The sequence below is a fragment of the Microbacterium sp. ZW T6_19 genome (assembly GCF_044987465.1).
In the GTDB taxonomy this organism is placed as follows: Bacteria; Actinomycetota; Actinomycetes; order Actinomycetales; family Microbacteriaceae; genus Microbacterium; species Microbacterium natoriense_A.
The window spans coordinates 189,185-213,382 of the sequence record NZ_JBJDRH010000007.1; the positions used below are offsets into that span (position 1 = coordinate 189,185).

The 24,198-nt window shown below is 68.2% G+C and carries 27 protein-coding genes and 1 tRNA gene; 23 read left to right on the forward strand and 5 right to left on the reverse strand.

Annotated elements, in window-relative coordinates; translation table 11 throughout:
* Positions 1–133: 133 nt before the first annotated feature.
* From rplU to ACI3KT_RS12645, 11 genes are all read left to right on the forward strand, one after another.
* The gene (rplU, locus tag ACI3KT_RS12595) at positions 134–442 is read left to right on the forward strand and encodes a 50S ribosomal protein L21 (protein WP_045258321.1); all 309 of its coding nucleotides are present in this window, start codon (positions 134–136) and stop codon (positions 440–442) included.
* 18 nt (positions 443–460) lie between these two features.
* Complete coding sequence (gene rpmA / locus ACI3KT_RS12600) at positions 461–718, forward strand: 50S ribosomal protein L27 (protein WP_028501603.1); 258 nt, start codon at positions 461–463, stop codon at positions 716–718.
* 76 nt (positions 719–794) lie between these two features.
* The gene (obgE, locus tag ACI3KT_RS12605; protein WP_292908393.1) at positions 795–2,294 is read left to right on the forward strand and encodes a GTPase ObgE; all 1,500 of its coding nucleotides are present in this window, start codon (positions 795–797) and stop codon (positions 2,292–2,294) included.
* Positions 2,291–3,076 carry a glutamate 5-kinase gene (gene proB, locus ACI3KT_RS12610; RefSeq protein WP_307297601.1) on the forward strand — a complete coding sequence of 262 codons (786 nt, stop codon included), beginning with the start codon at positions 2,291–2,293 and terminating at the stop codon, positions 3,074–3,076. Before obgE ends, proB begins: the two co-directional genes overlap by 4 nt.
* Before the next feature lie 9 nt (positions 3,077–3,085).
* Positions 3,086–4,339, forward strand: a complete 1,254-nt coding sequence (locus ACI3KT_RS12615) for a glutamate-5-semialdehyde dehydrogenase (RefSeq protein ID WP_404904579.1) — start codon at positions 3,086–3,088, stop codon at positions 4,337–4,339.
* A 52-nt stretch (positions 4,340–4,391) separates the two neighbouring features.
* Entirely contained in the window at positions 4,392–4,616 is a 225-nt protein-coding gene (locus ACI3KT_RS12620; protein ID WP_292908398.1) for a hypothetical protein, read from the forward strand.
* Positions 4,617–4,622: 6 nt separating this feature from the next.
* Complete coding sequence (nadD, locus tag ACI3KT_RS12625; RefSeq protein ID WP_292908400.1) at positions 4,623–5,225, forward strand: nicotinate-nucleotide adenylyltransferase; 603 nt, start codon at positions 4,623–4,625, stop codon at positions 5,223–5,225.
* A complete protein-coding gene (locus ACI3KT_RS12630; RefSeq protein WP_404904581.1) occupies positions 5,222–6,457 on the forward strand; it encodes a hypothetical protein in 1,236 nt (411 codons plus the stop codon). The genes nadD and ACI3KT_RS12630 overlap by 4 nt, the downstream gene beginning before the upstream one ends.
* On the forward strand, positions 6,457–6,828 hold the full coding sequence (rsfS, locus tag ACI3KT_RS12635; RefSeq protein WP_292908404.1) for a ribosome silencing factor: 372 nt from the start codon (positions 6,457–6,459) through the stop codon (positions 6,826–6,828). Before ACI3KT_RS12630 ends, rsfS begins: the two co-directional genes overlap by 1 nt.
* Before the next feature lies 1 nt (position 6,829).
* Positions 6,830–7,519 (forward strand): SDR family oxidoreductase, encoded by a 690-nt coding sequence (locus ACI3KT_RS12640; protein ID WP_292908406.1) that lies wholly within the window; start codon positions 6,830–6,832, stop codon positions 7,517–7,519.
* A gap of 95 nt (positions 7,520–7,614) precedes the next feature.
* On the forward strand, positions 7,615–7,899 hold the full coding sequence (locus ACI3KT_RS12645) for a hypothetical protein (protein WP_307297595.1): 285 nt from the start codon (positions 7,615–7,617) through the stop codon (positions 7,897–7,899).
* Positions 7,900–7,903: 4 nt separating this feature from the next.
* Here the strand turns inward: ACI3KT_RS12645 and ACI3KT_RS12650 are convergent, their stop codons facing one another.
* Together ACI3KT_RS12650 and ACI3KT_RS12655 are read right to left on the reverse strand one after the other, a co-directional pair.
* Positions 7,904–8,818: a CorA family divalent cation transporter gene (locus tag ACI3KT_RS12650; RefSeq protein ID WP_404904582.1), complete on the reverse strand. Its 915-nt coding sequence runs from the start codon at positions 8,816–8,818 to the stop codon at positions 7,904–7,906.
* Between the two features lie 7 nt (positions 8,819–8,825).
* Entirely contained in the window at positions 8,826–9,023 is a 198-nt protein-coding gene (locus ACI3KT_RS12655; RefSeq protein ID WP_404904584.1) for a hypothetical protein, read from the reverse strand.
* 202 nt (positions 9,024–9,225) lie between these two features.
* Between ACI3KT_RS12655 and ACI3KT_RS12660 the strand changes: the two genes are divergently transcribed.
* The 12 genes from ACI3KT_RS12660 to ACI3KT_RS12715 all read left to right on the forward strand — a co-directional run bounded on the left by ACI3KT_RS12660 (position 9,226) and on the right by ACI3KT_RS12715 (position 21,627).
* A tRNA-Ala gene (locus tag ACI3KT_RS12660) sits at positions 9,226–9,298 on the forward strand.
* A 151-nt stretch (positions 9,299–9,449) separates the two neighbouring features.
* Complete coding sequence (locus ACI3KT_RS12665; protein WP_404904586.1) at positions 9,450–10,946, forward strand: DUF3375 domain-containing protein; 1,497 nt, start codon at positions 9,450–9,452, stop codon at positions 10,944–10,946.
* Positions 10,939–11,634: a DUF4194 domain-containing protein gene (locus ACI3KT_RS12670; RefSeq protein WP_404904587.1), complete on the forward strand. Its 696-nt coding sequence runs from the start codon at positions 10,939–10,941 to the stop codon at positions 11,632–11,634. Before ACI3KT_RS12665 ends, ACI3KT_RS12670 begins: the two co-directional genes overlap by 8 nt.
* Complete coding sequence (locus ACI3KT_RS12675) at positions 11,631–14,996, forward strand: ATP-binding protein (RefSeq protein WP_404904588.1); 3,366 nt, start codon at positions 11,631–11,633, stop codon at positions 14,994–14,996. The genes ACI3KT_RS12670 and ACI3KT_RS12675 overlap by 4 nt, the downstream gene beginning before the upstream one ends.
* 63 nt (positions 14,997–15,059) lie before the next feature.
* On the forward strand, positions 15,060–16,253 hold the full coding sequence (locus ACI3KT_RS12680) for an inorganic phosphate transporter (protein WP_292908420.1): 1,194 nt from the start codon (positions 15,060–15,062) through the stop codon (positions 16,251–16,253).
* Positions 16,254–16,279: 26 nt separating this feature from the next.
* Complete coding sequence (locus ACI3KT_RS12685) at positions 16,280–16,555, forward strand: hypothetical protein (RefSeq protein WP_404904590.1); 276 nt, start codon at positions 16,280–16,282, stop codon at positions 16,553–16,555.
* A 10-nt stretch (positions 16,556–16,565) separates the two neighbouring features.
* Entirely contained in the window at positions 16,566–17,201 is a 636-nt protein-coding gene (locus ACI3KT_RS12690) for a DUF3349 domain-containing protein (RefSeq protein WP_404904591.1), read from the forward strand.
* 125 nt (positions 17,202–17,326) lie between these two features.
* Positions 17,327–18,391 carry an NAD(P)-binding domain-containing protein gene (locus ACI3KT_RS12695; RefSeq protein ID WP_404904593.1) on the forward strand — a complete coding sequence of 355 codons (1,065 nt, stop codon included), beginning with the start codon at positions 17,327–17,329 and terminating at the stop codon, positions 18,389–18,391.
* A gap of 51 nt (positions 18,392–18,442) precedes the next feature.
* Complete coding sequence (locus ACI3KT_RS12700; protein ID WP_307297574.1) at positions 18,443–19,234, forward strand: hypothetical protein; 792 nt, start codon at positions 18,443–18,445, stop codon at positions 19,232–19,234.
* Positions 19,231–19,758: a hypothetical protein gene (locus ACI3KT_RS12705; RefSeq protein WP_292908430.1), complete on the forward strand. Its 528-nt coding sequence runs from the start codon at positions 19,231–19,233 to the stop codon at positions 19,756–19,758. The genes ACI3KT_RS12700 and ACI3KT_RS12705 overlap by 4 nt, the downstream gene beginning before the upstream one ends.
* Positions 19,759–19,786: 28 nt before the next feature.
* A complete protein-coding gene (locus tag ACI3KT_RS12710; protein ID WP_404904595.1) occupies positions 19,787–20,443 on the forward strand; it encodes an SDR family oxidoreductase in 657 nt (218 codons plus the stop codon).
* On the forward strand, positions 20,443–21,627 hold the full coding sequence (locus ACI3KT_RS12715; RefSeq protein WP_404904597.1) for a glycoside hydrolase family 3 N-terminal domain-containing protein: 1,185 nt from the start codon (positions 20,443–20,445) through the stop codon (positions 21,625–21,627). Before ACI3KT_RS12710 ends, ACI3KT_RS12715 begins: the two co-directional genes overlap by 1 nt.
* Here ACI3KT_RS12715 and ACI3KT_RS12720 read toward each other — a convergent pair.
* From ACI3KT_RS12720 to ACI3KT_RS12730, 3 genes are read right to left on the reverse strand one after another with little or no spacing between them, the layout of a single operon-like run.
* Positions 21,605–22,456, reverse strand: coding sequence for a 3-methyladenine DNA glycosylase (locus ACI3KT_RS12720; protein ID WP_292908436.1), 852 nt, complete (start codon positions 22,454–22,456; stop codon positions 21,605–21,607). The genes ACI3KT_RS12715 and ACI3KT_RS12720 overlap by 23 nt on opposite strands.
* Position 22,457: 1 nt before the next feature.
* The gene (locus ACI3KT_RS12725; protein WP_404904599.1) at positions 22,458–23,483 is read right to left on the reverse strand and encodes an App1 family protein; all 1,026 of its coding nucleotides are present in this window, start codon (positions 23,481–23,483) and stop codon (positions 22,458–22,460) included.
* A 4-nt stretch (positions 23,484–23,487) separates the two neighbouring features.
* Positions 23,488–24,159: a DedA family protein gene (locus ACI3KT_RS12730; RefSeq protein ID WP_404904601.1), complete on the reverse strand. Its 672-nt coding sequence runs from the start codon at positions 24,157–24,159 to the stop codon at positions 23,488–23,490.
* Between the last annotated feature and the right edge of the window lie 39 nt (positions 24,160–24,198).

The following is a 24,198-nucleotide window of genomic DNA, read 5'->3' on the forward strand; positions in this document are numbered from 1 at the left end:
GTAAGCCGCATCGTCCTCAATGGACGGAGCGGAGAGTCTTGCGTTCGCACCCGTCGCCCCGCGGCGCATGCAAGCAACAGTCTTCCCGTGAGATTCTCGGAGCCGACGTGCTCCCCAACGAAACAGGTATGAAGTGGTTTACGCAGTAGTGCGCGCCGGTGGGCGGCAGGAGAAGGTCGAGGTCGGCACGATCGTTCAGCTCGACCGTGTGCAGGCTGCCCAGGGCGAGAAGATCGAGCTGGCCGCTGTGCTGCTCGTCGACGGCGCCACGGTGACCACCGACGCCGACAAGCTCGCGAAGGTCAAGGTCACGGCAGAGGTTCTCGGCAACCTCCGCGGCCCGAAGATCATCATCCAGAAGTACAAGAACAAGACCGGCTACAAGAAGCGTCAGGGCCACCGCCAGGAGCTCACGCGCGTCAAGATCACCGGCATCAAGTAAGACCGAGGAGACCAGGACATGGCACACAAAAAGGGCGCAAGCTCCACCCGTAACGGTCGTGATTCCAACGCACAGCGTCTTGGCGTCAAGCGCTTCGGCGGCCAGCAGGTCCTCGCCGGCGAGATCATCGTCCGCCAGCGCGGCACCCACTTCCACCCCGGCGTGAACGTCGGCCGTGGTGGCGACGACACGCTGTTCGCTCTGGCCGCCGGTGCGGTCCAGTTCGGCGCGAAGGGCGGCCGTAAGGTCGTCAACATCGTCGCAGCAGCTGAGTAATCACAGCAGCACAGCAGACATCCGATTCGGGGCGGGCTTCGGCCCGCCCCGAATCTGTTTTTGAGGAGAGAGAGACATGGTCACCTTCGTCGACACCGTGACGCTGCACTTGCGTGCCGGTAAGGGCGGCAACGGCTGTGTCTCCGTGCACCGCGAGAAGTTCAAGCCGCTGGGCGGCCCCGACGGCGGCAACGGCGGCGACGGCGGCGACATCGTGCTCGTCGCCGACTCCCAGACCGGCACGCTGCTCTCGTACCACCACTCGCCCCACCGCTCGTCCGGCAACGGAGGACCCGGTATGGGCGACCACCGCTCCGGCTTCCTGGGTGAGACGCTCGAGCTCCCGGTCCCGGTCGGCACGGTCGTGAAGAACCCCGCCGGTGAGGTGCTGATCGACATGATCATCCCCGGTGAGCGATTCGTCGTCGCCAAGGGTGGTCAGGGAGGCCTCGGCAACGCGGCCCTCGCGACGCCCAAGCGCAAGGCTCCCGGGTTCGCGCTTCTCGGAACGCCAGGATACGAGGGCGACGTCGTCCTCGAGCTGAAGACGGTCGCCGACGTCGCTCTGGTCGGATACCCGTCCGCGGGCAAGTCGAGCCTGATCGGCGCGATCTCGGCTGCACGTCCGAAGATCGCCGACTATCCGTTCACGACCCTGCACCCGAACCTCGGGGTCGTGCAGCAGGGCGACTTCCGCTACACCGTCGCCGATGTACCGGGTCTCATCGAGGGCGCGAGCGAAGGACGCGGACTCGGCCTCGAGTTCCTGCGGCACGTCGAGCGCTGCTCGGCTCTGCTGCACGTGCTCGACTGCGCCACGCTCGAGCCGGGGCGCGACCCGATCTCCGATCTCGACGTGATCCTCGCCGAGCTCGCAGCCTACGAGGTGCCCGAAGGTCAGACGCCGCTTCTCGAGCGTCCGCAGCTCGTCGCGCTCAACAAGATCGACGTGCCCGAGGCGCGCGACCTCGCCGACCTCGTCCGTCCCGAACTCGAGGCGCGAGGATTCCGGGTGTTCGAGATCTCCACGGTGTCGCACGAGGGTCTGCGTCCTCTGACATTCGCGCTCGGCGAGATCGTCGAGAAGCACCGCGCCGAAGCAGCGCTGGAGGTTCCGCCGGAGCGGGTCGTCATCCGCCCCAGGGGCTCGAAGAAGGACTTCACGATCCGGGTCGAGGGCGGAACGTACGGCAACGTCTACCGCATCCTCGGCGAGAAGCCGGTGCGCTGGGTGCAGCAGACCGACTTCCAGAACGAAGAAGCCGTCGGCTTCCTCGCGGATCGCCTCGAGAAGCTCGGGGTCGAAGACGAGCTGTTCCGTCTCGGCGCGGTTCAGGGATCGACCGTGGTCATCGGCGAGGGCGACAGCATCGTCTTCGACTGGGAGCCGACGATGGCGTCGGCCGCCGAGCTGATGGTCGCCCCTCGTGGCACCGATCCGCGTCTGGCCCCGAACGCCCGCCGAACCACGTCCGAGCGCCGTGAGCACTACTACGAGCGCATGGACGCCAAGGCCGAGGCCCGTGCGGAGGTGGAGGCTCAGCGCCTCGCGGCATACCGCGAGGACGAGAAGTGACAGCCCGCACCCGCGCGGATCTGTCCACCGCCTCGCGCATCGTCGTGAAGGTGGGTTCGTCCTCGATCAGCGGCGACTCCTCCTGGCGCATTCCGATGCTCGTGCACGCGCTGGCGGCCGCGCACGCCCGCGGCACCGAGGTCATCCTCGTGTCGTCGGGGGCGATCGCCACCGGCATCCCGTTCCTCCGCCTCGACGCCCGCCCCACTGACCTCGCCACTCAGCAGGCCGCGGCGGCCGTGGGGCAGAACATCCTGATCTTCCGCTACCAGGAGGCACTGCGCCCGTTCGACATCGTGGCGGGTCAGGTGCTGCTCACCACGGGCGATCTCGAGCACCCGATGTCGCGATCCAACGCACGTCGCGCGATGGAGCGTCTGCTCGGGCTCCGGATCCTGCCGATCGTGAACGAGAACGACACGGTCGCCACACAGGAGATCCGCTTCGGCGACAACGACCGCCTCGGAGCCCTCGTCGCCCAGCTCCTCGAGGCGGATGCGCTCGTGCTGCTCAGCGACATCGAGTCGCTCTACACCAAGCCTCCGACCGACCCCGGCGCCCAGCCGATCGACACGGTCGCCCCCGACGCGGATCTCGCAGGTCTCGAGTTCGGCTCGACCGTCGTGAACAGTGTGGGCACAGGGGGAGCCGCGACGAAGGTGTCTGCCGCGCGACTCGCCGCCGCATCCGGAATCGGCGTGCTCGTTACGAGCGCAGATCTCGTCGAGAGGGCCCTGAACGGCGACGAAATAGGAACCTGGTTCGAACCGGCCGTCTCCTAGACTGGCGGGATGACCGATCAGACCCCGCAGGTGCGCCTGGAGCGCGCCAAGGAGGCGTCTCGCGCCACGGCCGCTCTCACCAGCGACGACAAGGCGCGAGTGCTCGAGGCCATCGCCGTGGCGCTCGAGCAGAATGCCGCGCAGATCATCGAGGCCAACGGCAAGGACATCGTCCGAGGTCGCGAAGGCGGCATCGGGGAGTCTCTGATCGACCGTCTGCGTCTCGACGAGAAGCGCGTCGCCGCTCTCGCCTCGGCTGTGCGCGAGGTGGCAGCTCTTCCCGACCCGGTCGGGCGCGTCGTGGGGGGACATCGGATGCCGAACGGCGTCGCGCTCGAGCAGGTGCGCGTGCCGTTCGGGGTCGTCGGCGCCATCTACGAGGCCCGGCCGAACGTCACGGTCGACATCGCCGCTCTCGCGCTGCGGTCGGGGAACGCGATCGTGCTCCGCGGCGGCAGCGCCGCACTCGAGTCGAACACCGTGCTGGTCGCAGTGATGCGCGACGCGCTGGCCGGAGCGGGGCTGACGCCCGAAGCGGTGCAGACCGTCGACGACTTCGGCCGCGATGGCGCCAAGGCGCTCATGCACGGACGTGGATTCATCGACGTGCTCGTTCCCCGTGGCAGCGCGGGGCTCATCGAGACGGTCGTCACCGAGTCCACCGTGCCCGTCATCGAGACCGGTGCGGGCAACGTGCACATCGTGCTCGACGAGAGCGCGCCCGACGACTGGGCACGCGACATCGTCGTGAACGCGAAGGTGCAGCGCCCGAGCGTCTGCAACGCCGTCGAGACGGTGCTCGTGCACCGTCAGGCGGCGCCTCGTCTGGTTCCTCTCGTCGCGAGCGCACTGCAGAGCGAGGGCGTCGCGATCCACGGAGACGACATGGTCGCGGGCCTCGTGTCGAACGTGATCCCCGCGACCGAGGAGGACTGGGCGACCGAGTACCTCAGCCTCGACATCGCGATGAAGGTCGTGGACTCGCTCGACGAGGCTCTCGAGCACATCCGTCGCTACAGCACGGGCCACACCGAGTCGATCGTGACGACCGATTCCCGCAATGCCGAGCGGTTCCTCGCCGAGGTCGACTCGGCCGTCGTGATGGCGAACGCGTCGACCCGGTTCACCGATGGCGGCGAGTTCGGCTTCGGCGCCGAAGTGGGCATCTCGACGCAGAAGCTGCACGCGCGCGGTCCGATGGGTCTTGCCGAGCTCACCAGCACGAAGTGGTTGGCGCGTGGAGCAGGTCAGATTCGCGGCTGAGGACTAGACTTGGGGGCGCTGTACAGCCCGCAGGTCACGAATTGGAGCAAGGATGAACCTCGTCGCACAGATCGCGATGGCCGCCGCAGAGACCGAGCACCACGGAAACGTGGCGCTCGAGACGCTGATCTTCGGAGTCATCGCCGCGATCGTGTTCACCGCGCTCGCTCTGGTGACGCTGTCGTACAAGAACGTCGCCAACCGTCATTCGGCCAAGGCCGAAGCATTCGCCGCGAAGCACGGCAAGGACGGGCACGGGGCGGGGCACGGCCACTAAGACCGCATGAGCACAACGACCTCGCGCGCTCCGCGCATCGGCGTGATGGGCGGGACGTTCGATCCGATCCACCACGGACATCTGGTCGCCGCCAGCGAGGTCGCGCACTCGTTCGATCTCGACGAGGTCGTCTTCGTGCCGACGGGCCGCCCGTGGCAGAAGCAAGACGTGACCCCCAGCGAGCACCGGTATCTGATGACGGTGATCGCGACGGCATCCAACCCGCAGTTCACGGTCAGCCGGGTGGACGTCGATCGAGAAGGGCCGACGTACACCATCGACACCCTCCGCGATCTGAAGCGAGATCGTCCGGACGCCGAACTGTTCTTCATCACGGGAGCGGATGCCGTAGCGCAAATTCTCAGTTGGAGGGACCATGATGAGTTGTGGGAGCTGGCCCATTTCGTCGCGGTCTCACGTCCTGGACATGTCCTGAGCACAGACGGCCTCCCACCCGGTGACGTCAGCCAGCTCGAGGTGCCGGCGCTGTCGATCTCGTCGACGGCATGCCGTGAACGGGTGCACGACGGAGAGCCGGTGTGGTACCTCGTTCCCGACGGGGTCGTTCAATACATCGCGAAGCATCATCTGTATCGGAGCAAGGCATGAGTACATCGGATCAGCAAGAGCACGGTCCGCTGACGCGCAAGCAGTTGCGAGAGATCCGACTGACGGGTTCGACGCCGGTCATCTCGGCAGAAGAGGCGGCGGCCGCAGCGGCAGCGCCCGCGGCGCCGCCCGTTCCCCCGCCGGTCCCGCCTCTGCCGCGTGCTGCGGAGCCGGCAGAGATCGCCCCCGCGCCAGGCGACGACGTCGATTCCTCCGGCGCTCCGCTGACGCGTCGTCAGATCCGCGAGCAGGAACGGGTCAAGACCGCATCCGTGCCCGTGCTCGGTGGCGACGAAAGCGCTTCGGCTGCCGAGGAGCCCGCCCCGCAGGCTCCCGCCGAGGGGCCGATCGAAGAGGACGTCGAGGAAGAGGCTGCCGCTACCGACGTCTCTCCGGCTGAATCGGAGGAGATCGTCTCCGGCGTCCCCGCGTTCGCGCCGCCGAGCTCTGCGCTCTCCGACGACGAAGACGATGACGACGACGAGCAGGTCGACGTCGCCCCTGTGAGCGCCGCCGCGGCCGTCGACACGGTCGGCGACGTGCCTCTCACCGAGAGCACCGCGCGGGTCGAGATCGATCCCGCGCACGTCGACGACGATCCCGTGGCAGCCGTCGCGGCGCTCGGCATCGAGGTGCAGGAGCCGCAGGATACGGAGCACGACGACGCGGACGACGTGCTCGCCGATGTGAAGCGCATCGACGACTCCGATCTGCCCGAAGGCGAGCGTCCTGTCGTGAGCGAGGCGTTCGGATACGGCGTCCTTGCGGATGCGGCTGAGCCGCAGCAGTCGTTCACTCCGTCGTTCGATGAGCTTCTCTCGGCCGACAGCTCTGGAGGCTCGCAGCACACCGCCTCCAACACCCTCATCTTCAACCCGCCGGCAGGGGAGGGGTCCCTCGACGGACCCGTCGCCTCGACCGGAGAGATCCTCGTCACGGGCTCCTACGAGCTTCCGCAGGGGATCGGCTCACAGGGCCACGCGCACGGCGTCGCCGACGGCAAAGACGTCGACTCCGTGCTGATCGACGGCGAGCTGCCTCCGGCTTCCTCGCCGACCCCGATCGCGGCGAGTGCCGCGATCAGCACCATCAAGCCCGCCGGTGAGGTCATCCGACCGCCGGCCCCCGAAAAGGGCAACAAGCTCATGCTCACCCTCGCGATCGTGGCGGGCGGTCTGGCGCTCGCGCTGGGTGTCGTCCTGATCGTCGCCTTCACAACGAAGTTGATCTGATGCAGTCACCTGAAACCGCCGAAGAAATGCTGCAGATCGCAGTCGATGCCGCCGTCAGCAAGGGCGGGGAGGATCTCGTCGCGCTGAACGTGTCCGAGCCCCTGCCGCTCGTCGACATCTTCCTGCTGGTCACCGGCAACAGCGAGCGCAACGTCGCCGCGATCGCCGACGAGATCGAGGACAAGCTCCTCGAGTCGGGGCACAAGCGCGTGCGTCGCGAGGGGCGAGCGGAGTCCCGTTGGGTTCTGCTCGACTTCGGCGACCTGATCGTCCACGTCTTCCACCAGGAGGAGCGGGTCTACTACGGCCTGGAGCGCCTCTGGAAGGACTGCCCGGTCGTGCCGTTCGAGCTCGCGGCCGACCCGGCCTGACATGCCCTTGCACCTGCTCACCGGAGCCGGTTCCGGAATAGGCTCGGTGGTCGCCCGACGACTGATCGACCGCGGTGACCAGGTGGTTCTGCTGGTGCGGGATGCCGGGCGCGCGCGACAGCTGGCGGAGCGGTTCCCCGGGGCTCAGACGCTTGTCGGCGACCTGTCGAATCCCGGCCGCCTGTCGTGGGCGCTGTCGAAGCAGGCGCTGCCGGAGCGCATCGATTCGCTGATCCATGTCGCAGGCGTGGTCGACCTCGGCGCCGTCGCCGATCTGCCGCCCTCCTTGTGGGAGCAGCAGCTCGCGGTGAACCTCGTCGGCCCGGCCGAGCTCACGAGGCTCCTCCTGCCGGTGCTGCGCGTCTCCCGTGGACGGGTGGTCTTCGTGAACTCTGGCGCAGGGCTCAATGCGCACGCCGGCTGGTCGGCGTATGCCGCGTCGAAGCACGGGTTGAAGGCGCTGGCGGATTCGCTGCGTGCTGAGGAGGCATCGCACGGCGTGCGGGTCACCTCGATCTACCCTGGCCGCACGGCGACGCCCATGCAAGAGAAGGTCCACCAGCAAGAGGGGCGCGAGTACGACGCCTCTCGCTACATCGCCGCCGAGTCCGTGGCGACGACCATCCTGCTTGCGCTCGACCTGCCGGACGACGCGCATCTCACCGATCTCACGGTGCGGCCGACCGGGTGATCGTCATCCGGCTTCTCCGCCGGATTGTCAAGGGTCTTCACCTGTGCCACGGCGTCGGGCAGGCTCTCTTCTGAGAGAACCTGGAGGGCCGCAGGATGGCTGCCGATCCCGATCCACGCTATGTGCTTCGCCGTATCACGACGTCGGAGTGGGTGATCAACGACCTGAGGTTCGCTCAGGACGACACGAGGCATGTGGTGGCCTGCGTGTACGAACTCGCGCCGACTGAGGTCGACGTGGTCTGGCTGAGAGACCTGCCGCTGCGGGGAACCTACGCGACCGCGTTCGAGGTGCTCGAAGACCTGGAGCGCATGCACGCGCCCAGCCGAGCCACGAAGCCGGTGCAGATTCCGCACCTGCCGCCGCTGATGGCAGACTGACCTTCTACTCGTCGGCGTCGGCGTGCTCGCCCAGCCAGCCGCGCCGGCGGAACAGGGTGAAGGCGATCACGTCGATCACGACGATCGCGATACCGGTGACCAGCCAGCCGTACTCCCACCTCACGAGAGGGAGGTTCTTGAAGTTCATGCCGTAGATGCCGGCGATCACGGTCGGGATGGCCAGGAGCGCGGCGAACGCCGAGATGGTCCGCATGTCCTTGTTCTGGCGGGTCCCCACGTTGCTCTGGTGACTGGAGACGAGTGCGTCGAGGGACTCGTGCTCGGTGGACGTCAGCTCTGACACTCCGCGGGCGTCGTTCGCAAGATGAGCGAAGTACGGACGCAGATGCCGCTGCTGCTCTGTGAGCCGCGCAATGTGCTCGCCCGATTGGCGTAGCGCCTCAGCGAGCCCGGATGAAGCTCTGTCGATCTGGCCGATGCGCTGCCTGAGCCGGTAGATGCGCCGGTAGTCCTCGCGTACGCGGCTGTCGAAGACCTCCGTCTCCAAGTTGTCCAGGTCCTTCTCGACGGCCGCCCCGAGTTCGACGAAGTCGCGCACCACGGCGTCGAGCACGCGATGCGCCGCGGCCAGGGGGGAGTCGACGCTTACGGCACCCGGCCCCTCGAGCAGCGCGTCGAGATCGCGGAACTCCGCCGTGTCACCCCTCTGCACGAGGACCAACTCGTCGGCGGTGAGGATCAGCGCCAAGTCGGTGTCGGTCATCGTCGTGCCTTCGTCCCCACGGTCGATGTCCCAGATCGAAAGGTACAGCTGCCCGTCGAACGACTCAGCCTTGGGCTGCTGACGCCCGGCGAGCAGATCGTCGATGACGAGCGGATGCAGGTCGAGGCGCTTCGCGATCTTCTCGAGCTCTTCGGGACCGGGGTTGGTCAGACGCGTCCAGGCACGCGAGGGCACGGGGTGTTCAGAGGCCGTCGGACTCGGAGTAGTCAGACTCATCGTCCGCCTCCGATGCCAGGCGGTCGGCAGCGTAGCTGTCGACGGCGTCCTGGTTGGCATCGGTGTCGAGCACCGTGTCCCCGTCGACCTCGCGGGTGGGCACGTCGTCCGTCTCGTCGTCGGCGTCGTCGGGGAACGGAAGCGGGGGGATCGGATTAGACATGGTCTTCCTCCTCATGATCGGTGCGGTCACGATACGACGCCGGGCGGCGTCTGCAGAGAGGGTTGACCCGAGGACTGCCGAGCGCTAAAAGCGTCGCGCGGGTCGTGGAGCGACGCGCCCGGGCGACGATCGCCGATTGGTGCTCGCGGCGATTCGTGTTGTATTCTTTTCAAGTTGCCCCGGCTGGTCCGGGGAAGCAGATGGGCCTGTGGCGCAGTTGGTAGCGCACCTGCATGGCATGCAGGGGGTCAGGGGTTCGAATCCCCTCAGGTCCACCGAATGAAGGCCCTCGGCTCTGCCGGGGGCCTTCTGCGTACCCGGATGCGAAGCTCCGGCGGCGGGCGTCAGCGACGGCTTCCCAGTAGGCTGAAGGATGCCGTTCCCACCGGAGCGGCGTGTTTTGAGATCATCCGTTTCGGGAGCAGTGTGACCGGTACTCGAGCCGAAGCGGCGTATCTGCGCGCTCGTGCCGCGTTCAAGATCCCCACGCTCGATCTGCTGCACGGGCGCTACGCGCCCTTCGTCGTCGCGGTGCTGAGCATCATGTTCACCGCCGAGCGGCCGACGGTAGCCGTCGCCGACGCGCATGTCGAGGTGGGCGAGATCCTCGCCGAGCTCCGCGCGGCCGGCTACGAGCAGGACGGCCGGGGACTGCCGTCGACGACCGGGCGCGAGGTCTGCCGATACTGGGTCAAAGTCGGGTGGCTCGGCCAGCAGATCGAAGGCGACACAGAGGTGTACCGCTGCACGGCGCACGCGGTGCGGGCGCTGGAGATCGCCGATCTCACGGGCGGCAGCACCCGAGTCTCGCACTCGCGCGTGCGCACGCTTCTCGATGCCGTCGAACGGCTGGCGGGTGACGCCGACGACGACCCGGCCAGACGGCTGGCCAGGTTGAGGGCGGAACGAGATGCTCTGGACGCGCAGATCGCGGCGTTCGAGAACGACGAGGCAGAACCCATAGCCGACGACGAGCTGCTCGAAGAAGCCGAGAACGTGCTTCATCTCTCCCGCAGCCTCCCGGCCGACTTCACCCGGGTCGCCGAGTCGATCAAAGCGATGCAGCGCGATGTCATCCGTGATCTCCGCCGTGATGAGCGGCCTACCGGCGAGGTCCTGCGCGAGTACCTTCTCCGTGGACAGCAGGTCATGCAGTCCACACGCGAGGGGCAGGCGTTCGCCGGCGCTCTGCGCGTGATCGGCGACCCCGAGCGGATCGACGCGCTCACCGAGCAGCTGCATGACCTGCTCTCGCGCCCGTTCGCGGACATGCTCGACGCGGCCCAGCGCGCGGAGCTCGACACGATCGGACGGCGAATGGAACTGGGCGTGCAAGAGGTGCTCACCGCCCAGCGGCGCGCATCGCACGTGATCGCCGCCCAGGTCCGCACGCACGACCCCGCGCGCGACCGTCAGGTCGACGAGCTTCTGCGCGACGTCATCTCGGGACTCCAGGCCTGGACGCAGACGCGTACACCCGAGACCCCCGTCGAGCCGCTGCGCCGGTTGCCGATCGCAAGCATCGGACACCTGCGGCAGTCTCTCAGCGATGTCCGTCCGCCCGAGCCCCCGGCGCCACTCGCGGATCGTGGCGACGACGCCGTGTTCCTCGACGCGGACACCCGGGCCTGGGGCGGCCCTCGGTATGCCGAGCTGGAAGCCTACGTCGCGCGACTCGGCGACGAGTTCGACCTCGGTGAGGCGTTCCTCGGGACCGACGAAGACACGCGGCGGCCGGTCGATCTGCTCGGCCTGCTCGAGATCGCGCACCGCAACGGGATGACCGAAAGCGAGGACGTGTCGATCGTCGAGGCCCTGCGGCCCGACGGCACGACGCGGCGGTTCGCTTTCGCAGCGGTGACCGCACAGACGACGAAGAACTCTGCGATGGCGCAGGCCGCGAAGGAGCAGACGGATGAGTGACCACGAACCCACCACGGCAGAGGGCTTCATCGAGCCGGTCTCGATGGAGGAGGACCTCCCCGAGCTGTTCCCCGGCGACAGGGGCGTGCTCGATCCCGAGGTCCGCCGCACTCTCGCGCTGATCCTGCACCGCCGCTTCCTGTTGGCGGACCGCAACCGTCAGGAATGGCGCACTCTGCTCGATCACCAGACCGTGATCGAGTCGCGGCTCAACGATCTGTACATCCGTCTGATCGTCGATCACGAACACGGTCTCGCCTACAAGCAGCAGATCCGCATCGACGAGCTCGACATCCCGATCCTGCTCCGCGACACTCCGTATACGCGTTCCGAGACCCTCGTGCTCGTGCATCTGCGCACGGTGTACGAGCGCGAGAACGTCGCAGGCGAGGCGGCGCCGCGCATCGACATCGAAGACGTCGAGCAGACCGTGCTCAGCTACTTCACCGATGCCGACGGCGACATCGCGCGACGGCAGAAGGCCGTGCGCGACGCGATGCGCAAGCTGGCGAACGACGGCATCATCAGCGAGGAGACGACGGGCCGCTATCGCATCGGCCCGCTGGTCGAGGTCGTGCTGAGCGCTCAGAAGCTCACCGAGCTTCGGGACTGGCTGCGTGAGACGGCGGCCGCTCGGGCGGCAGACGCCGTGGAGGCCGAGGACACGCGGGAAGGCGTGCTGTCATGACGATGATCGAGACGCTGTTCGGACTCATCCCGCAGGGCTCTCGCGGCCAGCAGTGGTTGGCGGAAGACCTGCAGCTGGTGAACTGGGGCGGCTACGACGGCGGACCGCACCGTGTGCGATTCTCTCCCGAGGCCACACTTCTGTGCGGAGGGTCCGGATCGGGCAAATCCACGCTCATGGACGCGTACATCGCGCTCATGATGCCGCACACGACGCCGTTCAACGGCGCCTCCAACGGCGGGGTCACCGGCCGCCCGCGCGGAGACGAACAGCGCAACGTGCTGTCCTACGGACGCGGAAAGCTCGACGAGACCCGCACCGAGGAAGGCACGAAGGTGCAGGTGCTCCGCGGCGACGGTGAGGACACCTGGACCGCGATCTCGATGACGTGGCTCGACCATGACGGCGCCCGGTTCACGGCCGTGCGCGCCTGGTACATTCCCGCGGGAGCACGGGTGCTCGAAGACACCGTGCGGGTGCGGGCGACCGTGCACGGCGCCTTCGATCTCGGCTCTCTCGAGCGCGCAGCCACCCAGCGCCTGACCGACGCATCCGTGCGGACCGCCGGCCTCGATCCCGTCGGCACCGACCGGGAGTTCTCAGCCCGCCTGCACGCGGTGCTCGGCATCGGGGCGGCCGGCGCCGGATCCAACGCGATGAGTCTGCTGGCCCGTATCCAGGCCGGGCAGCAGATCACCACGGTCGACGATCTGTACAAGCGCCTCGTGCTCGAAGAACCCGAGACCATGCGCACGGCTGACGCGGTCGTCACCCACTTCGACGAGCTCGAGAGCACCCGTCAGCGCATGCTCGTCGCCCGCCAGCAGGTGGCGGCGCTCGAGCCGATCCGTGATCTCCGTCTGAAGATCGAGACCACCGCGGAGCGGATGAGCCTGATCGACGAGGTCGGCATCTTCGCCGATCCGTCTTCACTGGCTTCGCTGTGGCGAGCCGAGCGGCGGATGGCTCTGCTGCGCGACGTCGAGGAGGAGCTGCGCGACCGCAAGCTGGCGCTCGACGCGTCGATCCGCGAGAAGCGCGTCCAGGCGGATGCGGCGGATGCCGAGCACGACGGACTCCGAGACCTGCTCCGCGAACACGGCGGCGACCGCCTGGAGACCGCGCAGCGCGAGCTTCGCGGGGTCGAGCGGCGCCTGCTGGAGGCTGAGGAGGCGCGGTCGCGCCTGGACCAGGACCTCCGGATGCTCGGCGTCGATGTCTCCACGAAGGAGCAGTTCGAGGCGCTGATCGCCCGGGCGCGCGCTGCGCTCGACGATTCCGCTGCGAAGGCGCGGGCTCGTGACGACTGGGCGCAGGCGCGGAGCGCCCGCGATGCGGCGTCGGCCGAGCTGTCGCGACTCGAACGGGAGCTCGCGGCATCCACGTCGTTCACCGGCAACATCCCCGCCGATCTCTACCAGTCGCGCGCGCGTCTCGCCGAGGCCGCAGGGCTCGAAGCCCACGAGCTGCCGTTCGTGGGCGAACTCGTCGAGGTGCAGACCGAGTACGAGCCGTGGCGGGAGGCCTTCAACCTCGCACTCGGCGGGTTCGCGACCACCCTGTTGCTCGATGTCGCTTACCTAGACAGGTTCCGCGCTGCGATCGACAGTGTGCGGACGCCACGGCGCCTGAACTACCAGGGCGTGCACACCGGCATTCGGCCGGGACGCGGAGGAGCGGCCGACACCCTGCCAGGTCGTCTCGACTACAGCAGCACCCCGTTCACCGGCTGGTTGCAGCTGCGGCTTGAGGAACGGTTCGGTTTCGTCTGCGTGAACAGTGCGGAGGAGTTCGCCGCGCACGATCAGGCCGTGACGATCACCGGACAGATCTCGCGGGGTGAGCAGGGAGCGCACGGCGGTCACGGGCGCGCGAACGTGCTCGGCTTCTCGAACCAGAGCAGACTCCGCGAACTGCGGGCCGCCGTGGACGCGGCTCGTCGCGAGCTCGACCAGGCCGAGGTGCGGCTCGACGTCGCCGCGGCCGATCTTGACGGCATCGACGCGCAGCGCGCGGCCTACGCGAAGATCGTCGACGTCACGTGGGACCGGATCGATGTCGACGCGCTGAACGCCGAGCGCGAGCGCTGGCAGTCGGTCGAATCCGATGTCGCACAGGCGAATCCCGACATCGCCGGCCTGCGCGACCAGATCGACAAGGCGAAGAAGTCCATGACCCGATTGCGTGAGGAGATCGCGGCGGCGACCGTCGAGCGGAACCAGGTGGAATCGACCTGGGGTGACATCATCGACGACGTCGACGCAGCCCAGAAGCTCATCGACGAGGCAGCCGACGGTGCCCGCGCGTTCGACACCGAGCATGCCGCGTATCTCGATGACCGCTTCGCCGCGCCGAGCGGCAGCGCGGCCACAGCATCCGCTCTGCTGACCCGCTTCGACAACGCGCTGTCGAGTGCGGGCCAGCGTCTCGCCGAAGATCACTCGCGCGCCGTCGAAGCCCATCAGGAGCAGCGCGAAGGCATGCGACGGCTCATGCAGACGTTCCTGGAGCGCTGGGAGAATCCGAATCTTCTGGCAGACCCCGACCTGTACGTCGATGATTTCGAGAACATCCTCACCGCGCTCGAGACGAGCGGCCTCCACGAGCTCGAGGGGGAGTGGCGCGACAGCCTGCTGAACCTCTCCGGCAACGACCTCACGAACCTCGATTCGACGCTCGCCCGCTCGCTCCGCGAGATCCGCGAGCGCATCGAACCGATCAACCGGATCATGCAGGATCTGCCGTTCTACGACGACGATCATCGGCTGCAGATCACCACGCGAGACAGCCAGTCCGAGGCTCGCAAGCGCTTCCGGCGCGATCTGCGCGAGGTCCGAGGACTCATCGAAAACGCCTCGACCGACGCCGAGCGCGAAAACGCGTATCGCAGGATGTCTCGGCTGATCGGACACCTGCGCAGATCGGCTCCGGACTTCAACGATCTCGTCGACGTGCGCAATCACGTGCGGGTGAGCGCCGAGCGGGTGACGGCCGACACCAAGCAGCACGTGGCGCTGTACGACCACATCGGGGAGAAGTCCGGCGGCGAGTCGCAGGAGCTCATCGCGTTCATCGTCGGCGCGGCACTGCGCTACCAGCTGGGGGATGCCGGCGCCGAACGCCCTCGCTACGCACCCGTCTTCATGGACGAAGCGCTGATCAAGGCCGACGCTCACTTCACCAAGCGCGCGATCGGCGCCTGGCGCGGTCTCGGCTTCCAACTCGTGATCGGCGCGCCGAACGACAAGTACAGCGCGATCGAACCGCATGTCGACGTGGAGTACGACATCCTCAAGGACACGCAGGGACGCTCGTGGGCGAAGCTGAAAGTCGGGCTCGCAGAGGAGCCGGCACGGGCGTGAACGTCGGGTGAACTCTTCCGGTGGCCCGGAGGCGTGAGCTGTGCCGAGTGCGAGACTCGCACCATGTCCGGCGAGCTCCTCATCCTGATCCTCGTGATCGTCACCGCCATCGGCTTCGACTTCACGAACGGATTCCACGACACCGGAAACGCGATGGCGACGTCCATCGCCACCGGCGCGCTTAAGCCCAAGGCCGCCGTCACGATCGCCGCGGTACTGAACCTCGTCGGCGCGTTCCTGTCGGTCGAGGTCGCCGCGACGATCACCAAGGACGTCCTGAAGATACAGACCGAGACCGGCGGTCTCGTCGAGGGGCTCAGCGCCCAGACGGCGATGACGATCATCTTCGCGGGCCTCGTCGGCGGCATCCTCTGGAACCTCATCACGTGGCTGCTCGGGCTTCCGTCGAGCTCCTCGCATGCGCTGTTCGGAGGATTGATCGGGGCGGGCCTCGCAGGCGCGGTGACGATCAACTGGGCAGGCATCATCGGCAAGATCATCGTCCCCGCCTTCCTCTCGCCGGTCATCGCCGGAGCCGTCGCCGCCGTCGGCACCTTCCTCGTCTACGCGATCACGAAGCGCGTGGGGGAGAAGCGTCGAGAGACGGGATTCCGCTGGGGCCAGATCGGCACCGCATCGCTCGTGTCCCTCGCCCACGGCACCGGTGACGCGCAGAAGACCATGGGCGTCATCGCTCTCGCGCTCATCGCCCACGGATCCCTCACCACTCAGGGCATCGAGGACGACGGCCTTCCGGTGTGGATCATCGTCGTCTGCGGCCTCGCCATCGCCGTCGGCACCTACCTCGGGGGCTGGCGGATCATCCGCACGCTCGGCAAGGGACTCGTCGAGATCGAGTCGCCGCAGGGCATGGCGGCGGAGGCGTCGTCGGCGGCCATCATCCTCACATCGAGCTCGATGGGCATGGCACTGTCGACCACCCACGTCGCCACGGGATCGATCCTGGGCTCCGGAGTCGGCAAGCCCGGGGGAGTCGTGCGCTGGGGCGTCGCGGGACGCATGGCGGCGGCCTGGCTCATCACGATGCCCGCGGCCGGCATCGTCGGCGCGCTGTGCTACTTCATAGCGAACGGCATCGGCGGGGTCACCGGCGCGATCACGGTCTTCGCGCTCCTGATCGTCCTCTCCGCGTACATGTATCTGCGCAGCCGTCGCCAGAAGGTCGACGCCTCGAACGTGAACGCTGAGTGGGACGGCAAGGTCGTCCCCGAAGCATCGGCCGCCACCGCAGCCTGAACGCACGCGAGAGAATCGGAGTCATCATGGACATCATCTGGAGCGACATCGCCCTCGCCGCCGGCCGCGTGCTGCTCGTCGGCGCGTTGTTCGGAGCCGGGCTCCCCGCGCTGTTCGCCCTCGGGCTGCGTCTGCACGCGGCCGGCGCGGGCGATCTCGACGGCGCTGAGCGCCGGCCCGCGTTCACAGTTCTCGGATACGTGCTCTTCGCGATCGTCGTCGCCGCGGTCGTCACCGGTGTGCTCTGGATCACCCGGTCGAGCCTGCACCACTATCTCGGCATCTCGTTGTTCGGAGCCTGAGGAGATCATCATGACCGACACCGTCGTCTCGTCGATCCTCCGCTGGCTTCGCGCCGGGTATCCGGAGGGCGTGCCGCCGAAGGACTACTATCCGCTGCTCGCGTTGCTGCGCGACACCTTGAGCAACGAGGAGTTCGAGGAGATCATCTCGCGCATCGAATCGCTGGATGCCGACCCTATCCGCGTGCGGGACATCAGGGCGGCCATCGAACACGTGACCTCGGAACGCCCGGGTGACGACGACGTGCGAGCCGTCGCGGCCCGCTTGGCAGCGGTCGGATGGCCGCTCAGCGGCGGCGCACGCAAACGCGCCCAGGAGCACGCAGCCGAGATCCCGGCCGAACCCGAGAGGGCGCACGCGAATCCCGTGCAGCGCGCTCTGGCGTGGTTGCGGGCCGGTTACCCGGACGGCATCCCCGAGACCGACTACGTGCCTATCCTCGCCCTTCTTCGACGTCGTCTGAACGACGATGAGGTGCGGGAGGTCGCTGATGCGCTCATCGCGCACGACATCGAGCAGGACGGCGTCGCGTCCCGTGTCGATGCGCGGGTGCTCATGACGAAGATACTCGGTGAGCTGCCGTCCGATGACGACCTGCGCCGCGTCGAAGCCCGCCTTGCCGAGTCGGGCTGGAACCTGGTCTGAGGAGCATCCCTGCAAGCGGCGTCAGGACGCCGCACTCGTCGCCACGCACACCGGCTGCACCCATTACCAGATCGCGCTCTGACGGCCTGCGGAACAACACGGCAGCCGAGGGCGTTGATGACGTCGTGAGCATCCTCGGCAGTGTGGTGATCGGAGCAGGTCAGGCCGGTCTGTCGGCGTCGTACCACCTGAGCCGTCTCGGTATCGGTCACGTCGTCCTCGACGCCGACGACGAACCAGGCGGCGCGTGGCGGCACCGCTGGGATGCCCTGACGATGCGCGACGTGCACGGCGTGGCCGAGCTGCCTGGCGATGCTCCTCCGCCTCGCGACGCCCAGCGCGCGAACGTCGCGGTGCCGGCGTACTTCGCGGCCTACGAGAAAGCCCACCGGCTGCCGGTGGTCCGACCGGTGAGAGTCGATCGGGTCGACGACGAAGACCGCGTGCTCGTGGTGCGCGCGGGGGAGCGCACCTGGCGGGCGAAGACGATCGTGAACGCCACCGGCACCTGGACACACCCCTTCCTGCCGCACTATCCGGGAATGGAGACGTTCCTCGGAGAGCAGCTGCACACCATCGACTATCCCGGGCCCGAGCACTTCCTCGGCAAACGGGTGCTGGTCGTGGGTGGCGGCGCCTCTGCGGTGCAGTTCCTCGGCGCTCTCGCACCGATCACCGACACCCTCTGGGTCACGCGCCGCGAGCCCGTGTGGCGTGACGACGACTTCACGCCTGAGGCGGGTGCTGCGGCCGTCGCGCTCGTCGAGCAGCGGGTCTCGCGCGGCCTGCCGCCGCAAAGCGTCGTGAGCGTCACGGGCCTCATGCTCCGCCCGCAGGAGCGCGAGGCCGAGCGCCTCGGCGCGTACGCCGCCCGCCGGCCGATGTTCGAGCGCATCGAGCCGGACGGCGTGCGCTGGGCCGACGGCTCCTTCGAACGGGTCGACGTGATCCTGTGGGCCACGGGTTTCCGCCCGGCCATCGGACATCTCGCACCGCTGCATCTGCGTTCGGCAGCTGGCGGGATCCAGCTCGATCGTGGCGGACGCGGCACGACGGCCGTCGCCGACCCGCGAGTGCAGCTGGTGGGGTACGGCCCCTCGGCGAGCACGATCGGTGCGAACCGGGCGGGGCGCTCGGCGGCGAAGGGCGTGCAGCGGATGCTGACGGCGGAACTGGCCAAGACGCGCTGACGTCTGCAGGAATCGTGATCGGTAGAGGGACTCGGTCGATAACCTGAGCACATGCTCCGCATCGTGTTCCTGATCGTCTGGCTGCTGCTGTCGACGTGGCTGCTCATCTGGACGGGCGAAGGCCTGTTCGGCGTGAATCAACGGCAGTCGATACTGCCCTTCGGCGGTGAGGACACTCTCGGCGCGCCGATCATGATCGGTGTCGCCTGGGGGCTGATCCTGACCTTCGGCGGAACCATGTCGGGGCTGGGGCGTCGCAAGAGGGTGAAGGGCGAGGCGCACATCGGCGTCGGCCGCATCGTCGAGGTCTCCCGCACCGGACTCACCGTGAACGACGTGCCGCAGTACGACCTCTTCATCAGAGTCACGCCAGGCAGCGGAGACGAGTTCGTCGCCCAGCTGCGAATGCTCGTCGATGCGAGCGACTTCGCGAGCCTGCAGGTCGGTCAGCCGGTGCCGGTGCGCTACAGCCTCACGGATCAGGACACGGTCGAGCTCGCCGACTTCAGCGACCCCGCCGTGCGCGACGCGATGCTCCAGTGGCGTATCGATCGTGGTCTCATCGACCCACGGCTCGTGAAGGCCAGGACGACGGGAACGCAGGTGCCGGCATCCGTGCTCGAGATGCGGCCGACCGGTCGCAGGCTCGAAGGGCAGAGCGAGCTCGCTCTGCGGGTGCTGATGGCGCCGGAAGGCGCCGAGACCTGGGAAGCCGAGACGACCGTTTTCGCCTACCCGCAAGCCCTCTCGCACTTCCAGGTCGGCGCTCCCATCTGGGCGTTCTACCGACGAGAGGATCCGCACACCGTCGCGGTCACGATCGAGAAGGAGGACGCGCGATGAACATCCTCGACACGCTGATCTGGCTGGTGAACTTCCCGGCCTCGCACGGCTACGCCATGGTGTTCATCGCCGGATTCTCGATCCTCGGGCTCTTCGCGATGTCAGCGGCGGGATCAGCACCCGGCGGCGCGCTGCGACGCGTCCGCGAGCGTGAAGGGCTCCTGAGGGAGACGGGCCCTCAGCCGGGGCGGATCACGGGTCGGCTCCGGCGCATCGGATTCCGCGTCCTCGCCTTCCTGATGCTCGCGAACCTCGTGATCGGCATCCTCAGCCTCACCGGTGTCCCCGTCACCCGGGCGTACATCTACGAGCATGGCCAGCCGACTGCCGCGACGCGTGACGGCGACTGGGTGACCTTCACGACCGCCACCGGCGTCGAATACACCCTGGAGAGCAACTTCTTCACGCCTGCCGTGTACCCCGATCGCGACGCGTACATCCCGTCGGGGGAGCCGGTGACCGTGCGCTACCTGCCGGGCCATCCGCAGGCGTTCGTGATCGACAGCACCCAGGGCCAGCGCTGACGTCGGGATGGGAGCGTAGGGTGAGAGCATGTCCCGTGTCATCGTCTTCGGCGGCCACGGCCGCATCGCACTCCTGCTCGCGCCGCTTCTCGTCGAGCGCGGCGCCGAGGTGACCTCGGTCATCCGGAACCCCGATCATTCCGCTGACGTCGCCGCAGGCGGGGCGCAGCCCCTCGTCGCCGATGTCGAGCAGCTCGACACGGCGGCGCTCGCGGAGATCATCCGCGGCCACGACGCCGTCGTGTGGTCGGCGGGCGCCGGCGGAGGCGATCCGCAGCGCACTTACGCGGTCGACCGCGACGCCGCCATCCGCACGATGGACGCCGCAGTTCTCGCGGAAGTGCCGCGCTACGTGATGGTCTCGTGGCTCGGCTCGACGGCCGATCACGGCATCCCGGAGGACGCCGGCTTCTTCCCCTATGCCGACGCGAAGTGGGCGGCCGACGAGCACCTGCGCGGCACCGACCTCGAAGGAACGATCCTCGCTCCTGGCACGCTGACCTTCGACGAACCGACCGGCCGCATCCGCCTCGACCCCGAGGGGCGCGGTGAGGTCTCGCGCGCCGACGTCGCCGCGGTGATCGTCGAGGCGCTCGACTCACCCGCGACGATCGGACGCACCATCCGCTTCGGCAACGGCACCGACGAGAACGCGGTCCCGATCGCCGGGGCCCTGTCGAACTGATGCCCCGGCGGCGTGCCGGTGCTGTCGCGCTCGCGATGATGATCGTCGCCGGTGCGATCCTGGGCGCACCCGTTCACGAGGCGTCGGCCTCATCCGCCGAGCATGCGGCCGTCGCGGGCGAAGCCGGCGGGCCCGCGGCGCGCGCGGCCGATCTCGTCGCGAGCATGACGACAGCCGAGCAGGCCGCAAGCGTGATCATGGGACACATCCCGTCGACCGACCCCGCCGCATTGAGTGCCTACATGGCGCAGGGGTTCGGCGGATTCATCCTGATGGGCGCGAACATGCCTGCCGCGTCCGCCGATCTGCCGACGGTCACGGGCTCTCTCACCGTGGACACCTCGCTGCCTCCGCTCATCGCGATCGACCAGGAGGGCGGGATCGTCTCGCGCCTGAGCGCAGACACCTATCCGGGTTCCACGGCGTTGAAGTCGCAGCCGGCCGATGTGACCGCGGCCGCTTTCGCCGCCCGCGCCTCCCTGGTCGCGCAGGCGGGCATCTCGGTGAACTTCGGCACCGTCGCCGACGTCACCGCCGATCCGTCATCGTTCATCTTCGGCCGTGCGCTCGGCACGGATCCGCAGGCGTCAGCCGAGCGAGTGGCCGCCGCGACGGCGGCGCAGGAGCCGTTCCTCGCCTCGACGCTCAAGCACTTCCCCGGTCACGGCGCGGCTCCCGGCGACTCGCATCACGCGATCCCTTCGACGAGCGAGTCCTTCGAACAGTGGCGAACGTCGGATGCAGTGCCGTTCGCGGCCGGAGTGGACGCCGGCGCGTCGGTGCTGATGTTCGGCCACCTCACGTACACGGCCGTCGACGCCGCGCCCGCATCGCTGTCGGCCCGGTGGCACGAGATCGCCAGAGACGACCTGGGCTTCGAGGGCGTGATCGTGACCGACGACCTTGGCATGCTGCTGTCCTCCGGCATCCCCGAGTATCGCGATCCCGTCGCCGACGCGGTCGCGGCGCTTGCCGCTGGTAACGATCTGGTGCTCATGATCGCCGGGTCGACTCCTGATACGGCGGGGCAGATGGCGGCGGGGATCGTCGCGGCGATCGAGAACGGCTCCCTCCCGCCCGAACGTCTCGCCGATGCGGCGACGCGCGTCCTCACACTGCGGCTGAGTCTCTCCGCGGCGAGCGCGGACTGGGCGCTGTGCTCTACGTGCGAACCGGCGAGCTGAGCCAGGCGCCGAGCAGGGCCCCGCGCAGCACCGCACCGCGTTCGGCGAATCCACGCTGCTGTCGCACGTACTCGGCCTTGCCCTCCGGAGTCTCGATGCGAACGGGCACGACGTCCCAGCCTGAGAGATCGTAAGGAGCCGCCTGCATGTCGAGAAGCCGGATGTCGCGCGCCAGCTCGAACGCGTCGAGCAGCAGTTCGCCCGGGATCAGCGGGCCGAGCTTCATCGCCCACTTGTACAGGTCCATTCCGGCGTGCAGACAACCCGGCTGTTCGAACAGTGGCTGATCGTCTCGCGTGAGAGGACTCCGGTTGCGGGGGACGGCGTCGGGGGTGAAGAAGCGGAACGCGTCGAAGTGCGTGCAGCGGAGATCGTGGCTCTCGACGACGGCGTCGGTCGCGTCCTGGCCCAGCCGCAGGGGCACCGGATGCCGATGTTCGTCCTGGCGGTAGACCATGGCCCATTCGTGCAGGCCGAAGCAGCCGAACTGACCCGGTCGGGAGGCGGTGCGCCGCAGCATCCGCTCGATGAGGCCCGCGAGTTCGGGTTTGTCGGCGGCGAAGACGTCGGCATCGGGGGTGACGTCGTCGCCGCTCGAGGAGTACCAGCGCCAGGCGGTGCGCTCCGGAGCGTCCTTCAGGGTGACGCCCGCCCCCGGATGCCAGCGGCGCAGCTGCGCCGGCTTGTACGCGTAATACGTGAAGAGGAAGTCCCACACCGGATGCTTCTCGCGGCGGGACGCCCGTGCGCGGTGCTCTGCGGTGAGAGCATCCGCGCGCTCCTGATGGGCCTGCGCGCGCGCCGTCCAGTCGGCACGGGAGAGGATCATGTCAGTGCAGGATGCCGGCGTCGCCGAGCAGGTCACGGAGACCGGCACCGTCCTCAGCGCTCACCCAGGGGGCGGCGTGCTCGGCGTGCTCCTCCTGGTCGGCGCGGCCGCCGGCCAGCACCGCCTCGGCGGGGAGCAGCCGTCGGATCGCGACCGCGGCGACCGAGTCGGGATGCTCTGCCATGAACTCGGAGTAGATGGCCTCGTCGTGCTGGCCGTCGTCGCCGATGAGCAGCCAGTGCACGTGCGGGAACTCTGCCGCGAGCCGGCGGAGGTTGGTGAGCTTGTGCTCGCGGCCGCTGCGGAACCAGCGATCGTGCGTGGGCCCCCAGTCGGTGAGGAGCATCGATCCGTTCGGGAAGAGGTGGCGGCCGAGGAAGCGCTTGAGAGTCGGGGCCACGTTCCAGGCGCCGGTGGAGAGGTACACCATCGGGGCGCCGGGATGCTGGCGCAGCAGCTGATCCAGGAGCACCGCCATGCCGGGGACGGGGAGGCGTGCGTGCTCGTCGACCACAAAGGAGTTCCATGCCGCGATGAACGGTCGGGGGAGCGCGGTGACCATCACGGTGTCGTCGACATCGCAGACGATGCCGAATGAGGTCTTCTCCGCCACGATGAAAGCCGTCGCTTCGACCGGCGTCTGGCCCTCGACCGAGACGGTGAATGTCTGCCAGCCCGGAGCGAGGTCGGCGTCGATCACGGCGTCGATCACACCGCCGCGATCGGCCACGACATGATGGGCCGTCTCGCCGATCCGCACGGTGACCTTCGCGAAGCTCACCGGGATGCCGACGAAGCTGCGCCAGCCGCGCACACTCGCGGGTTCGCCGGACTCTGTGCTCCGCTGCGGGGGCACGATCAGAACGCGGCCGACCACGCGGACCCAGCCGGGACCGCCGTAACCGGGGAAGGGCACGATCGTCGCGGCGCGGCCCCGACGGCGCGCTCGACCCTCACGCCATACGTGGAGGCGGTGTTCGAGTCGGGCGAACCAGTGGATTCTGGCGGCCGAAGGGGATGAGGCCATTGCCTCAGTCTTTCACGTCGGTGCCGGCTTCCGCGTCGTCGGAGTCGAGATGGCGTCGCTCCATACGGGCGATGACCTTCTTGCTGAGCAGGACGAGCAGCAGGAAGACGATGATGATGCCCACGAAGATGTAGCCGGCGAAGTGCACCTGATCGGCCAGCTCGTCGAAGCTGCCGACGGCGAGAGAGGTGATGCTGACGTACGCCGTCGCCCAGACCAGGCACGCCGGAGCCGTCCACGCGAGGAATCGCCGATACGAGTAGTGGCTCATCCCCACCGTGAGGGGGACCAGCGAGTGCAGCACGGGCAGGAACCGCGAGAGGAAGATGGCGATGCCTCCGCGGCGCGCGAGATAGCGCTCGGCCCGCACCCAGTTGTGCTCGCCGACGCGCCGGCCGACCCACGACGCCCGGATGTGCGGGCCGATCCACCGGCCGAGGCCGAACCCGATGCTCTCGCCGATCAGTGCGCCGACGACGACCGCGATCACCATGGCGATGCCCTGCAGAGCGCTGGTGATGCCGATCGAGGCGACCAGGACGACGGTGTCCCCCGGGAAGACGAGTCCGATCAGGATGCTCGTCTCCAGCATGACGGCGAGTCCGGCGAGCAGCGTGCGCGCAAGGGGATCGATCGACCGCATGAACTCGATCAGCCAGGGCACGAAGTCATTCACGCCACGAGACTACGCCGGGCGGCGCGATCTAGGCTGGAA